Source organism: Brevibacillus massiliensis (genome assembly GCF_000311785.1).
GTDB lineage: Bacteria > Bacillota > Bacilli > Brevibacillales > Brevibacillaceae > Brevibacillus_C > Brevibacillus_C massiliensis.
In genome coordinates, this window is the sequence record NZ_HE978535.1 from 270,056 (window position 1) to 284,251 (window position 14,196).

The following is a 14,196-nucleotide window of genomic DNA, read 5'->3' on the forward strand; positions in this document are numbered from 1 at the left end:
CTTGGACAGATGCATAAGTGAAAGTGACCAAATTTTCTGTATCGTTTTCCCTTATTTTTATTCAATCTACCCATGTGTGCTTTGATTGTTTCCATTATACAATAAATTCAAATAATAACTCATGGCAGAAGAGGAGGAAACCGTTTGGCACACTCGGATGTGAGAGTCAGTCAGAAGTTAAGTGAGGCGCACACATTGCCTGCATGGCTGTATACGGATCCAGAGGTCTTGGAAATAGAGAAACGGGAGTTATTCAGTAAAACCTGGCAGTACGCCGGGCACATCAGCCAAGTCCAACGACCGGGGGATTACTTTACGATTGAAGTGGCGAATAAGCCCATCCTTATTACGCGTGCGAATGACGGCGAAATCAGGGCTTTCTACAATGTCTGCACGCATCGGGCTTCCAAGCTGGTAGAGGGGGAAGGCAACAAGAGTCTGTTCTCCTGCCCGTATCACGCTTGGACATTCCGCTTGGACGGTTCCCTCCACAAGGCGTCCAACATGAAAGGGGTCGAGAATTTTGACGAGAAGGATTTTTGCCTGAAATCGGTTCGCCTGGAAGTGCAGGAATCATTTATTTTTGTCAATTTGGATCCGAATGCCCGTCCGATGTCGGAAGTGTTTGGCGGCCTGTTTGAGGGGTTGAAGAAGTTCAAGCTTGAACAGTTCAAAAAAGCCAGGGTGGTTGAGACGATCTGCCATTCAAACTGGAAGATCGGGATCGACAACTACCTGGAGTGTGATCATTGTCCGATCATTCATAAGGCATTCGTGCAGAAGCTGGAAATGGAAGATTACGAGATCAGCATTTTCGACCATTACTGCTATCAAGGGGCGCCGCTTAAACATCTGAAGGGAGACTCGTTTGATTTGGGTCAGGGAGGACGTTATTACTGGCTGTTCCCCAATATGTGGTTTTCCTCCGACCCGGGACCCGCCAACCTTTCGATCCACCAATCGATCCCGCTTGACCATAAGACGACCAAATACGTGTATACCACCTTTCTGCGGGATGAGGTGATTGGGAAAGAAGCGGAGGAACTGTTTGCCTACGACGATGTCCTGCGCAAGGAAGACCGGGATATTTGCGAATTGGTGCAAAAAGGGATCGAAACCGGGGCATACACCCAGGGCAGGTTTTCGCTAACCGAGAGATGTGTGCACCATTTCCATCTGCTTCTCCAGGATGCATTGCAGGATGTTCTGCCACTGCCACAGGCGGCAGCTTCCCCTAAATAATGAATGTGCCCGCATTTTGAGTTGTATTCCGCGGGGCATTCCTGTACCATTTTCCTAAAAGAGCCATGTTGGCTGTCGTGGCCCTGAGCCATGAACACAGCCAAAGTTCGGGCTCTTTTTCCATGCCGTTGTTTCCGCCAAAGCCCCGATACAGTGGGCCGTACGAGCGGAAGCGAGAGGAGAGTCATTCGCATGAAATTAGACCGGCTGTTGGCCATCGTCCTGCTGCTTCTCTCGAAAAGAAAATGCAGGCGAAAGAGCTTGCCGAGATTTTCGGTGTATCCGTCAGAACGATCTACCGCGATATAGAGACGATCAGCCTGGCCGGCATACCGGTGATCACGACTCAGGGAACCAATGGCGGTATCGCTGTCATGGACGGGTACCGCCTCGAAAAAAACTGGCTGTCGGACGATGAACTGGCAACGGTGGCGACGGCCCTGAAGAGCCTATCCACATCGATCCAGGACGAGCATATCAGTGCGGCGCTGCAAAAAATAGTCCGCTTGGTGCCGAAGCATGAAGAAGAGAAGTTCCGCGCCAGAGCAGAGAAGATCTTTATCGACTTTTCTCCCTGGGGAAATGATCCGGCGCTGAAGGAAAAGTTTGATCGGATCATGGCGGCGATTGATTGCAGCCAGCACGTTTCATTTGCCTATGTAAACGCAGCCGGTGAGCATTCCCGGCGCACGGTAGAACCGCACGCGTTGGTGCAAAAACAGCAAAAGTGGTACCTGTACGCTTTTTGCACGGAGAAGAACCAGTTTCGCTTCTTCAAAATCTCCCGAATGAAGCAGCTCGAGTGCCGTCCGTCTGCCTTTCAGCGGCGAGAAATCGCTTTGGAACAACGTCCCTGGGTTCAGGAATGGCATCGACCCGAAAACCTGGTCGACCTGGTGTTGAAGATTGACCCCAAAGTAAAGAGCTTGGCAGAAGAGTGGTTTGGCCCGGAGAAGATCCAATCGGACGGTCCAGATAGCTGTCTGGCGGAGATCACGCTTCCGCTGGATGATTGGCTGTGCGGTTTTCTGCTCAGTTTTGGTCCCTTTATCGAGGTATTGGAGCCCGCCCACGTGCGGGAAAGGGTAAAAGAGCAGGCGAGAAAAGTGTACCAACTTTATGAACCCGGCTCGTAAACTTTTTTTAACCTGACAAACTGTTGTCAAGTTGCTTCCTTTACCATAGATGGCAAAGGAGGGATTGACGTATGAGTGAAAAACTGTGCCAAAGCTGCGCGATGCCGCTGACGGAAGAACTGTCAGGGACGGAGCAGAACGGAGCCAAAAGCGAAGAGTACTGCCTGTATTGTTATGAACAGGGGGCGTTTAAACAGCCCGAGCTTACCATGGAGCAGATGATAGAGATATGTATTCCATTTATGCAACAGAGCGGGATGGAAGCAAAACAGGCCAGGCACCTTCTGCAAGAATTTTTGCCAAAGCTGAAGAGGTGGCAGTAATCCAAGGGGGAGCTGCATGGACAAGCCAAGAATCGTCACACTGGGGGAGCGGAGATTTGCCGGAATATCGGTTGTGACAGACAATGAGCATGAGTTGTCGGGGCGAGGAAAGATCGCTGCGCTGTGGGAACGATATAGGCAGGGCCGCGTTCAGCAGCAGATCTGCAACCGGACGGAGGAAAACCTTACGATCGCCCTTTATTCGCAGTACGAGTCAGATGAGACAGGACTTTACACCTACTCGATCGGGTCATTTGTGGACTCGTCGGAAGGCCAAGGGGGCCAATTGGCGGGGATCGTCATTCCGCCCGCGACATATGCGGTGTTTACGTCCAGAAAGGGGCCGCTGGCTGAGGTAGTAGTGGAGACCTGGCAGGCCATCTGGGAGTGGTCAAAAGGCGGCGGGCGGGCCTTTACGGCAGATTTTGAAGTATACGACGAACGGGCTGCCGATCCGTCATGGTCGCAAGTCGACATTTACATCGCGATCAAGGAGAGAAACACTTCGCCAATCGGTTGATGGAAATAAAAGCTGACGGGACTCGCTAATGGTTCGCGTCAGTTTTTTTGCGCTGAATTTGCGTAATATTCCGAATACGGGCAGGAGATCACGGTTTCCCTACCTAATCTAACTATTGGTGAGAGAAAATGGCTGTAAATTTGAACCAATCCTTTGTGCAAGCAATCGTTGACGCTTCCCATGACGGGATCATCGCCGTCGACCGCGAAGGAAACATCATTCTGGTCAACAAGAACGCGACGGAGATTCTCGGCCTGCCGGAGGGGATTGTCGGAGAACGCATCACCGATTACATTCCCAATTCGGATATGCTGCGCATTCTGACGACGGGCAAACGAGAGTGGGGCGACATTGCCACGGTGCTGAACCGGCAGATCCTGATCAATCGCCTGCCCATCATCATCGACGGCGAGACTGTCGGCGCCGTTTCGACCTTCAAGGAAATCACGGATATCCAAAAAATGGAGATGCGGATTCGCAAACAGTTTACAGAGCACGGACTGGAAGCCAAGTACCGGCTGCAGGCCATCGCTGGCAGGTCGCCGGCCATCGCGGAAGCAAAGCTGCTAGCCGAAGAGTTTGCCAGGACTGATGCCACCGTCCTGATTCTGGGTGAATCAGGGACGGGCAAGGAACTGTTTGCCCAGGGGATCCACCTGGCGAGTTTGCGCGCGACAGGCCCGTTCGTCGCCATCAACTGTGCGGCACTGCCGGGCAATCTGCTGGAGAGCGAGCTGTTCGGGTATGACGAGGGGGCTTTTACGGGGGCCAGAAAAGGAGGGAAGCCGGGCCTGTTTGAACTGGCTCACGGCGGGACGCTGTTTCTCGACGAGATTGGCGAAATGTCCCTGCCGATTCAGGCGATGCTGCTGCGGGTTCTGCAAGAGAGAACGGTACGCCGCATCGGGGGCGAGAAATTCGTCCCGGTCGACGTGCGGATCGTGGCCGCGACCAACCGCGATCTGGAAGAACTTTTGCACACCAAGCAGTTTCGCTCCGATCTGTATTACCGCTTGAACGTCTTGACGCTGGAATTGCCGCCCTTGCGCGAGCGGCTGGCGGACATTCCCGACCTGGTGGAATCGATAATTGGCGAACTGAGCGAAAAAATCGGCAAGCCGATCCAAGGGGTGGATGCTTCCGTTTACCAGCTGTTCCGGCAGTACGCATGGCCCGGCAACGTCAGGGAACTGCGCAACGTAGTGGAGCGGATGGTGCTGCTCGGCAAAGGGACGAGGCTCGGGGAGGAGGATATCGCCTTTTTCGCCAAGCGGCTGGAAGCGCGGGGAGGCAAGCAGCGGCCCGGGCAGAGGGGGGAAGAGGAGGAGCGGCTGCTCATCAGCTCCACCTTGCAGCTGACACGGGGCAACAAGCAAGAGACGGCCAAGCGGTTGGGGATGGATCGGACGACACTTTGGCGCAAAATGAAAAAATACCGGTTGCGTTAATGTTGCAGATGCAACATTATCCTGTCTGTTTTGCAACGCTTTTGTCCGGAAAAAGAGGATCTGCACCCAGTGTATTCGCAATAGTCAGACGTGGCACGGTTATTGCTATCCTCATGGTTGATCACACTTTTTGTCAAAGGGGCAGCAGAGATGAACCGTTATTCTGTAGCAGTGATTGCTGGGGACGGGATTGGTCCCGAAGTGATGGCGGAAGGATTGAAAGTGTTGCAGGCGGTAGAGCGCATTCACGGCGGGCTGCTGTTTGAGCGGCGGGCGTTTGACTGGAACTGCCGCCGCTATCTGCAGTGCGGCAGGATGATGCCGGAGAACGGGCTGGAGATTCTGCGCGAGTTTGACGCCATTTTGCTCGGGGCGATCGGCTCCCCGATGGTCCCCGATCACATCTCAGTCTGGGAGCTGATCCTGCCGATCCGTCGGCAGTTCCAGCAGTATGTGAACCTCCGTCCGATCAAGCTGCTCCGGGGATTGGAGAGTCCGCTCCGCTACAAGCAGCACGCCGAACTGGACTTCGTGGTCGTGCGGGAGAACACCGAGGGGGAGTACTCCAATATGGGCGGACGGCTGCATGTGAACACGCCCTATGAGTTGGCGGTGCAAAATAACGTCTTTACCCGGTTCGGCTGCGAACGCGTCATCCGTTACGCCTTTTCCCTCGCCGAACAGCGGGGAGCGGGATGCGTGACGGCCGCGACGAAATCCAATGGCATCAACCATTCCATGCCGTTCTGGGATGAGGTCGTCAGGGAAGTGGGCCGTGGGTACCCCGGGCTGCAGGTACAGCTGACCCACATCGATGCACTGGTCTCGTACTTCATCAGCAGGCCGGAGAGCATGGGGGTCGTAGTGGCCAGCAATTTATTCGGCGATATCCTGACCGACCTGGGGGCGGCGATTGTCGGCGGTCTCGGATTGTCTCCTTCCGGCAACATCAATCCGGAAAAAACCTTTCCGTCCATGTTTGAACCGATCCACGGGTCGGCACCCGATATCGCCGGGCAGGGGATTGCCAATCCGATCGCCCAGATCTGGAGCATCAGCATGATGCTGGATCATCTGGGTTATCCGGAACTGGGCAAGCTCGTTCTGGACAGCATAGAAGCGGTGCTGCAAGAGGGGCTCATCCGCACCCCGGACATCGGCGGAACGGCGACGACGGCTGAGCTCGGAGCAGCGATTGTCGACAAATTGATGCAGTTGGAGTAAAAAGGAGGCGAGAAAGATGCTGCTGCAGGAGAAAGTGGCGATCATCACAGGCGGTGGCTCCGGGATGGGGCGGGCGATGGCCCGGCTTTTCGACTCACAGGGGGCAAAAGTCGTCGTTGCGGACGTGAATGGAGCTGCCGCCCGGCAGACGGCGGAAGCGCTGACCGGCGATTCCGTCGCGGCGGTCACGGATGTAACGGCGGAAGCGCAGGTGAAAGAACTGACAGAGCAGGTGATCGGGCGGTACGGCAAGGTGGATATCCTGGTGAACAACGCTGGCATGCCGATGTCGTTTACGCCGATTGAAGAGGTATCCGGCGAACAGTGGAACAGGATCATGGATGTGAATGTGAAATCGGTCTACCTGACTGCCAAGTATGTCGTGCCGCATATGAAGCGGCAGGGCTTCGGCGTCATCGTCAATACCGCTTCGATCGCCGGGGTGCGGGCCCGTCCCGGACTAAACGCCTACTGCGCCTCGAAAGGGGCCGTTATCATGCTGACAAAGGCGCTTGCGATCGAGCTGGCTCCCTACAAAATCCGGGTCAACGGCATCAATCCCGGCCCGGCGGATACGCCTATGCTGCCGAGGTTTATGAACGGCGATCAGGAACAGATCGAACGGGAGACAAAAGAGATATTCTTAAGCAGCGTCCCGCTCGGCTCGCTGATTCAGCCGGAAGACGTCGCACAGGCGGCCCTGTACCTTTGCAGCGACATGGCGAAGCTGGTGACAGGGGAAATCCTTCATGTGGACGGAGGACGAGGCATATAGCAGGATTTGTGCAAATATTCTGGTACTGATTGGATCAATCGGCCTGTTGGCATGTCCCGCTATCGCCAAGATCTGACTTGCCATTGTAGAACGGCTGAAACAATTGGCCAAGAAAGGGGAGAGGTCATGAAGAAGGAAGCGCTCATCCGGGTGGAAGGCGTCTCATTCGCCTACACCATCAACCAAACAAACATCATACCCGTCCTGCGCGACGTGTCTTTTCAGGTTTATCCGGGGGAGTACCTTGCCATGATCGGCCACAACGGTTCGGGTAAGTCGACCCTCGCCAAAATGTTAAACGGCATTCTCACTCCCGATGCAGGCGATGTCTGGGTGGAGGGCCTGAATACAAAAGAAAAGTCGCTGCACCGGGAGATTCGCCGGCGCGTGGGGATGGTTTTTCAGCACCCGGACAACCAGCTCGTCGCGACCATTGTCGAGGACGATGTGGCCTTTGGTTTGGAGAATATCGGGGTTCCTGCCGATGAGATGAAGCAGCGGGTCGATGAGGCGCTGGAAGCGGTCGGGATGAGCGCATTTCGCCAGCGTCCGCCGCATCATCTGTCCGGAGGGCAGAAGCAGCGGATCGCCATCGCCGGCATCCTGGCGATGAAGCCGGACTGTATCGTGCTCGACGAGGCGACCAGCATGCTGGATTCCCACGGCCGCAGGGAAATCCTCGGCGTGATCGGAAAACTGAACAAGGCCGGGATGACGATTGTGTCGGTCACTCACCACATGTCGGAAGCGGCCGATGCCGACCGGGTGCTGGTGATGGAGGAGGGGCAAATCGTGCTGGAGGGCACGCCCCGCGAAGTGTTTCGGCAAGCGGAGCGGCTGCATGCCCTGCACCTTGACGTCCCGCAGGCAAGCCAGCTTGCGGCGGCGGTCAACCGGCAGTACCAGAGGTTTCGGCCCGATCTGATTCACAAGGACGAGATCGTCGATGAAGTAGAACGGCTGCAGCCGCCAATAGCGGAGGTGAGCGGTTCGTGAGCCAGCCGCTGCTGCAGGTCAAAGGCCTGCGACACACCTATATGAGAGGAACGCCGCTTGAGCACACGGCCCTGCACGGCGTCGACATGTACGCAAACAAAGGCGAGTGCGTCGCCATCATCGGCCACACCGGGTCAGGCAAATCGACGTTAATCCAGCATTTTAACGGACTGCAGCTGCCGGAGTCCGGCCAGGTCGTGATCGATGGCGTCGACCTGTCGCAGCCAAAGCTGAACGTGAAAGAACTGCGGAAAAAGGTAGGGCTGGTCTTTCAAAACCCGGAAGACCAGTTGTTTGAAAAACTGGTGGGCGACGATGTCGCCTACGGACCATTCAAGCAGGGACTGCCGCTCGAGCAGGTAGTCGAACAGGTCAAATGGGCGATGGAGCTGGTCGGCCTGTCCTTCGAGGAGATGAAAGACCGGGCCACCTATGCCCTCAGCGGCGGCCAGAAGCGCAAGGTGGCGCTGGCGGGCGTGCTGGCGCTCCGGCCGAAAATCCTCGTGCTCGATGAGCCGACGGCAGGCCTTGACCCGAAGTCACGCAAGGAATTGTTGGAGCGGATCAGGTATCTGAACCGGCAGGAGCAGCTGACCGTCATCTTTGTCTCCCACAACATGGAGGAAGTCGCCTACCTCGCCGACCGCGTCTACGTGATGGCAGGGGGATGTGTAGTCTGCTCCGGTACTCCGCGCGAGATCTTTGGCAACCGGTCAGTCCTCGAGGAGCATCAGGCGGGAGCGCCGGAGACAGTCGAGATCCTGTACCGCCTGTACGATCGCGGTTTTGACGTAAAACCAGACGCCTTTTTGGTCGAGGAAGCCGCGCAGGAGATCCTCTCAGTCCTGCCCGGCATCAGGAGGTGAAGGAAAGTGGCGGGCGAATTCGAATTGACGAGAAACATCACCATCGGGCAGTACTTGCCGACCGGCTCCGTCATCCATCGGCTGGATCCGCGGTATAAACTGGCGGCTTATGTGATCATCGTCATCGCCATCGCGATGTGCAGTTCCTATCTCGGCAACCTGGTTGCGCTGGCGTTCTGTCTGTGGCTGTTTTGGCAATCCAGGATCCCGATTCACTACGGAATCTCCGGGATCAAGCCAGCCGTGCCTTTTATCATCATTTTAGGAGTGCTGCAGCTTTTGTTTTACGGGGGGATAGCGACAGGCGGAACCGTTTATTTTGAATACGCTTTCGTCAAAATCACCAGCGCGAGCATCAAACTGGTGATCGTCTCTGCGGTCCGTTTCGTGGAGATTATCTTCATCTCCAGCGTGCTGACGCTGAGCACGTCCACGACACAGCTGACCCACGGCATGGAGCGTCTGCTCTCCCCGCTGGAAAAAGTAAAGTTCCCCGTTCACACTTTCGCGGTGGTGATCACCATTGCCGTCCGCTTTGTCCCGACATTTGCGATGGAGATGGAAAAAATGATGAAAGCGCAGGCATCGCGAGGGGCGGAATTTGGAACAGGCGAATGGTGGCGGATCGTCAAGCGGACGAAGGACATGTTTCCCATCATCATCCCGTTGTTCAACGTAGCGATGACGCGCGCCGAGGATTTGATTCTCGCCATGGAAGCCCGCTGCTATACCCCCGGTGCGGCGCGAAGCGCATACAACCACTACCGGGCGGCCGCGCGTGATTACGCGGCTCTGGCCGTTGGCATCCTGGCTGCACTGATCCTGCTCATCGTGCCTGATCCGTTGTAAGCCCCGTAACAGGGAGTTGCCCCCGGCAGGGGGATTCCACATATCAGGCAAAAGGAGGAATAACGATGGAAAAAGGCTTGACCGTACGCAAGATCGTGATCGCCGGCGTGCTGGGGGCGATCGCCATTCTGCTTGGCGTGACCAGGCTCGGCTCGATTCCGGTGCCGACGGCGGCAGGGAACGCGACGATCATGCATATCCCCACCGTCATCGGGGGGATTATGGGAGGCTGGGGAGTCGGTCTGGTTATCGGTCTCATTTTTGGGGTATCTTCATTTCTCAACGCGACGATCCCGCTGTTCAAAGACCCCTTGGTCGCGATTTTGCCGCGGCTGTTTATCGGCATCACGGCCTACCTGACCTATGTCGGGCTGAAGAACGTCAACCAGTACCTGGCCATCGGAGCCGCCGGGTTTATCGGCTCGATCACCAACACGGTTCTCGTCCTGTTCATGGCCGTCGTTCGCGGCTATTTTGCGCCGGGAGTGGCCGTGACCGTCGCCATCGCCAACGGGATTCCCGAGGCGATCGTGTCGGTTATCATCACCCTGGCGGTCGTAGCAGCGTGGATGAAGCTCGGTTCAGCCGGAAAGAAAAAATCAAGAATCTCCGGGTAGAGAGTATCGCAGCGGAGCTTACGCCCGAGGCATTGCTGCCTTGGGCATAAGCACTGACACAATACGGTCATGACCGTTTTCCCCTCTCATCGGAGGACAAAAGTGCCAGCCGCAAGCGGTCACATCCATGTTTGATGAAAACGTCAAGACGTTTTTCACAGTAACAGAAAGGCGGGAGAGGAATGTCGATCGATCGTGTTATCTCGTTTGTAGATGAGCGGGAAGTAGTGGAATTCACTCAAAAACTGGTGCAGATACCCAGTGTTTACCGCCCGGGAGAAGCGGACGGCAACGAACAGCGGGTGGCCCGGTTTGTCGAGGATGAGCTCAGGCAGATGGGGCTGACCGTTTTCTACGAAGAGGTAGTGCCGGGCAGACCCAATGTCATCGCTTTTTACGATTCGGGCAGGCCGGGCAAGACGCTCTTGTTCGAAGGGCATACCGATGTAGTCACCGAAGGCGATGCGCAGAAGTGGAGTTACGACCCGTTTGGCGCCGCGATTTCGGGGGGGCGGATTTACGGTCGCGGTTCCTGTGACACCAAGGGAAATCTGGCTGCGGCGGTCTGCGCGGTAAAGGCGATTCAACGCTCTGGAGAACCATTTTATGGAAAACTATTGCTCTGCATTCCCTGTGACGAAGAGGGAGAGATGCTGGGCATCCGGCATTTTATCCAGCGCGGTTGGGCCAATGGCGTAGACGGAGCGATTATCTGCGAACCGGAGGAGAACCAGATTTGCATTACGCAAAAAGGGGCGATTCGGGCTTGTCTGCGCACGTTCGGCAAAATGGCCCACGGCGCCATGCCGCTGACCGGGATCAACCCCAATACCCGGATGGCACGTGCCATCGTCGCCTTGGACGAATTGGAGCGCAGGGAGAAAGAGCGGCTGGGTGAACACCCGATGTTGGGCTGGCCGAGCATCACGCCGACGATCCTGCAAGCCCCGGTAAAAGGGGAGGCGCAGATCAACGTCGTTCCGGACCAGTGCATGACCACGCTTGATATCCGCACCGTGCCAGGTCAGGATCACGATGTGTTGAAAGGGCAAATCGAGGAGATTTTGGCCGTCTTGTCGCGGGAGGATGAGAACTTCAAGGCAGAACTGGAGATTATCGTGGAGCGGCCGTGGACCCAGACATCGAAAGAAGACACCGTCGTCCGGGCTGTTGCCGATTCTTACCGCGCGATTACCGGCAAGGAGCCGGTCTACAACGGGGTGCCCGGTTCGACGGATGGCACGTACCTGCACCTGGCCGGAGTGCCGATTATCACCACAGGCGCCGGTGACCGCCACATCCCGCATCACGCCGATGAATACGTCGACATCGACCAATTGGTCGAGACGACCCAGCTGTACGCTCGGTCGGCGCTAGCATTTCTTTCCGAGTGAGGAGACAAACCAGGGGGATTGAAAAAGATGGAACTCTACACACAGCTCGCTTCGATACTGTCAGCAGATCAGGTGACGGCTAACCCGACTGTGCTCGAACAGCACAGCCGGGATGAATCGTACCATTCTCCGCATCGGCCGGATGTCGTTGTCTTTCCGCAAAATGCAGAAGAGGTAAGCCGCGTGCTGGCCTTTGCCCATGCACATCGGCTGCCGGTCGTGCCGTTTGGGCTTGGCACCAGCCTGGAAGGCCATGTGATCCCGTATCAGGGCGGCATTTCAATTGACATGCAGCGGATGAATCAGATCCTGGAGGTGCGTCCGGCAGATTTTTTGGTCAAGGTGCAGCCGGGCGTAACCCGTTCACAATTGAACAAGGAGTTGAAAAAATACGGACTGTTCTTCTCGGTCGACCCCGGTGCGGATGCGACCCTGGGCGGGATGGCGGCGACGAACGCCAGCGGCACCACGGCCGTTCGCTACGGCGTGATGAGAGATCAGGTCCGCGCTTTGACAGTCGTCTTGGCGGACGGGCGGATCATCCGCACAGGGGGACTGGCGGCAAAATCCTCCGCAGGGTATCACCTGACCGGGCTGTTTGTCGGTTCGGAAGGGACGCTCGGAGTCTTTACCGAACTGACTCTGCGGGTGCACGGCATACCGGAGTCCGTCATCGCTGCCCGAGTCGCTTTTCCCACTGTGAAACAAGCTGTCGATTCGGCTGTCGCAATCCTTTCGGCCAGTATTCCCGTAGCGAGAATGGAACTGGTAGACGGAGGTTCGATGATGCAGTTGAACCGCCACAGCGGCACTTCGTACCCGGAGCAGCCGACGCTGTTTATGGAGTTCCACGGCAACGAGGCCGGTCTGCTCCATGATATCCGGTTCGCCGAGGAACTGGCAGCAGATCAGGGATGTCTGGGGTTTGTTCACGAGATCGATTCGAAGGAACGTACCCGCCTGTGGGAGGCCCGGCACAACCTCGCATACGCTTTTGGGCACGGGCATCCGGGAAAACGGATGATGACGACCGATGTGTGTGTTCCGATCAGCCAATTGGCAGATGCCGTCGAGCACGCCCGGCTGCAGATCGATCGTTCCGGTTTGGCGGGCGGCGTGCTGGGCCATATCGGCGACGGCAATTTCCATGCCCTGTTGATGATCGATCCGGACCGGCGTGAAGACCTGCAGCGGGCTGAAGCGGTCAATGCCGCGATTGTTCGGCATGCGCTTGACCGCGGCGGGACATGCACCGGAGAACACGGGGTCGGGGTCGGCAAAGCCAAATACCTGCGGCAGGAGCACGGCGAGGCAGTAGATGTGATGGCCCAGGTAAAACGGGCGATCGATCCTCACGGGATCTTGAACCCGGGTAAAATCTTTCCATCTCTAAAATAGGAGGCAGAGCGATGAATCAAACCGGAGCTGCATTAGGCGAACAAACCATTCGCAAAGTGAAGTGGCGGATTCTTCCGTTTCTCTTTCTGCTCTACATCATTGCCTATCTGGATCGGGTCAACCTCGGATACGCGGCTCTTGACATGAACAAGGCGCTGGCCATTTCCAGCCAGACGTTTGGGCTGGTCTCGGGGATCTTCTTCATCGGCTATTTCCTGTTTGAAATCCCCAGCAACATGATCCTCCACCGGATCGGAGCGAGAATCTGGATTGCCCGGATCATGATTACCTGGGGGATTGTCGTCATTCTGACGGGCTGGGTGCAGAATGCCGCTCACCTGTACATCCTGCGGTTTTTGCTGGGTCTGGCCGAGGCGGGATTCTTTCCGGGAGTCATCTTGTACATCACGTATTGGTTCCGGGCCAAAGAACAGGCCCGCGCCGTCGCCTTGCTGATGACGGCCCTCGCGGCTTCCAACATCATCGGGGCACCGCTGTCCACCTGGATCATGACCTATATCGATTGGGCGGGGATGGCTGGCTGGCGGTGGATGTTTGTCATCGAAGGCCTGCCGGCGATCATCTTCGGCGTGGTTGCATTTACCTACATGACGGATCGCCCCGAACAGGCAAAGTGGTTGACGGCGGAAGAGAAAGCGTGGCTGGTGGCGGAATTAAAGCGGGAACACGAAGAAAAAATCAGACGGAGGCAGTACACGACCAGAGAGGTGCTGACCAACGGGCCGGTCTGGCATCTGGCCTTTATTTACTTCGCATTGGTCATCGGGCTGTACGGCATCGGCTTCTGGATGCCATCGATCATCAAATCCTTTCCGGCAAACTACACCAACCTGCAGGTGGGCTTGCTCAGCATGATTCCCTACGTCGTCGCAGGACTAGCCATGGTGGGCTGGGCCCGGCGTTCAGACCGGACGGGGGAAAGGAAATTTCACGCCGCTCTGCCTCCCATACTCGGCGGGCTTGCGCTGATCGTCTGCGGCATGTCTTCCCACCCGATTCTGTCCGTTGCCCTCATGGCTGTGGCAACGGCGGGCATTTACAGCTTTTTCGGACCGTTTTGGGCTTTGCCGGCGCTGTTTTTAAGTGAAGGAGCGGCGGCGATCGGAATTGCCCTGATCAACTCGATCGGGAATCTCGGCGGGTTTGTCGGTCCCTACGTCGTCGGCTCCCTGAAAGAGGCGACCGGGAAGACAGAGGCGGGTCTGTTCTTCCTTGCCTGCTGCGTCCTGGCTGCAGCGGTTTTGGTACTGCTGCTGCGAAAGAAAACGATTGAAGCGGGACGACAGAACAAGACCGATTTCAAGGGATCTTCTCATTTTTGATAAACTTTTCTCATTGCAAATAAGCTTTGGTTTGCAAAAACCTCTAATTTGGACTGTTTCTTTCT

Annotated in this window: 14 protein-coding genes; all 14 read left to right on the forward strand. The window is 56.4% G+C overall.

Annotated elements, in window-relative coordinates; translation table 11 throughout:
* Positions 1–144 precede the first annotated feature (144 nt).
* Complete coding sequence (locus HGBM_RS01395) at positions 145–1,242, forward strand: aromatic ring-hydroxylating oxygenase subunit alpha (protein WP_019119317.1); 1,098 nt, start codon at positions 145–147, stop codon at positions 1,240–1,242.
* Positions 1,243–1,307: 65 nt separating this feature from the next.
* The gene (locus HGBM_RS26190) at positions 1,308–2,378 is read left to right on the forward strand and encodes a helix-turn-helix transcriptional regulator (RefSeq protein WP_051029556.1); all 1,071 of its coding nucleotides are present in this window, start codon (positions 1,308–1,310) and stop codon (positions 2,376–2,378) included.
* A gap of 71 nt (positions 2,379–2,449) precedes the next feature.
* Positions 2,450–2,701 carry a zinc ribbon domain-containing protein gene (locus tag HGBM_RS01405; RefSeq protein ID WP_019119318.1) on the forward strand — a complete coding sequence of 84 codons (252 nt, stop codon included), beginning with the start codon at positions 2,450–2,452 and terminating at the stop codon, positions 2,699–2,701.
* Between the two features lie 16 nt (positions 2,702–2,717).
* The gene (locus HGBM_RS01410; RefSeq protein ID WP_019119319.1) at positions 2,718–3,221 is read left to right on the forward strand and encodes a GyrI-like domain-containing protein; all 504 of its coding nucleotides are present in this window, start codon (positions 2,718–2,720) and stop codon (positions 3,219–3,221) included.
* A gap of 128 nt (positions 3,222–3,349) precedes the next feature.
* Positions 3,350–4,669, forward strand: coding sequence for a sigma-54 interaction domain-containing protein (locus HGBM_RS01415; protein WP_019119320.1), 1,320 nt, complete (start codon positions 3,350–3,352; stop codon positions 4,667–4,669).
* A gap of 150 nt (positions 4,670–4,819) precedes the next feature.
* The gene (locus tag HGBM_RS01420; RefSeq protein WP_019119321.1) at positions 4,820–5,893 is read left to right on the forward strand and encodes a tartrate dehydrogenase; all 1,074 of its coding nucleotides are present in this window, start codon (positions 4,820–4,822) and stop codon (positions 5,891–5,893) included.
* A 16-nt stretch (positions 5,894–5,909) separates the two neighbouring features.
* Complete coding sequence (locus tag HGBM_RS01425; RefSeq protein ID WP_019119322.1) at positions 5,910–6,668, forward strand: SDR family oxidoreductase; 759 nt, start codon at positions 5,910–5,912, stop codon at positions 6,666–6,668.
* Positions 6,669–6,794: 126 nt separating this feature from the next.
* On the forward strand, positions 6,795–7,664 hold the full coding sequence (locus HGBM_RS01430) for an energy-coupling factor transporter ATPase (RefSeq protein WP_019119323.1): 870 nt from the start codon (positions 6,795–6,797) through the stop codon (positions 7,662–7,664).
* On the forward strand, positions 7,661–8,530 hold the full coding sequence (locus HGBM_RS01435) for an energy-coupling factor transporter ATPase (protein WP_019119324.1): 870 nt from the start codon (positions 7,661–7,663) through the stop codon (positions 8,528–8,530). Before HGBM_RS01430 ends, HGBM_RS01435 begins: the two co-directional genes overlap by 4 nt.
* Positions 8,531–8,536: 6 nt before the next feature.
* Entirely contained in the window at positions 8,537–9,379 is an 843-nt protein-coding gene (locus tag HGBM_RS01440; protein WP_019119325.1) for an energy-coupling factor transporter transmembrane component T family protein, read from the forward strand.
* 65 nt (positions 9,380–9,444) lie between these two features.
* Entirely contained in the window at positions 9,445–9,996 is a 552-nt protein-coding gene (locus tag HGBM_RS01445; RefSeq protein WP_019119326.1) for an ECF transporter S component, read from the forward strand.
* Between the two features lie 182 nt (positions 9,997–10,178).
* On the forward strand, positions 10,179–11,390 hold the full coding sequence (locus tag HGBM_RS01450) for a M20 family metallopeptidase (protein WP_019119327.1): 1,212 nt from the start codon (positions 10,179–10,181) through the stop codon (positions 11,388–11,390).
* A gap of 27 nt (positions 11,391–11,417) precedes the next feature.
* A complete protein-coding gene (locus HGBM_RS01455; RefSeq protein WP_019119328.1) occupies positions 11,418–12,788 on the forward strand; it encodes an FAD-binding oxidoreductase in 1,371 nt (456 codons plus the stop codon).
* A gap of 11 nt (positions 12,789–12,799) precedes the next feature.
* Positions 12,800–14,131, forward strand: coding sequence for an MFS transporter (locus HGBM_RS01460; RefSeq protein ID WP_019119329.1), 1,332 nt, complete (start codon positions 12,800–12,802; stop codon positions 14,129–14,131).
* Positions 14,132–14,196 lie beyond the last annotated feature (65 nt).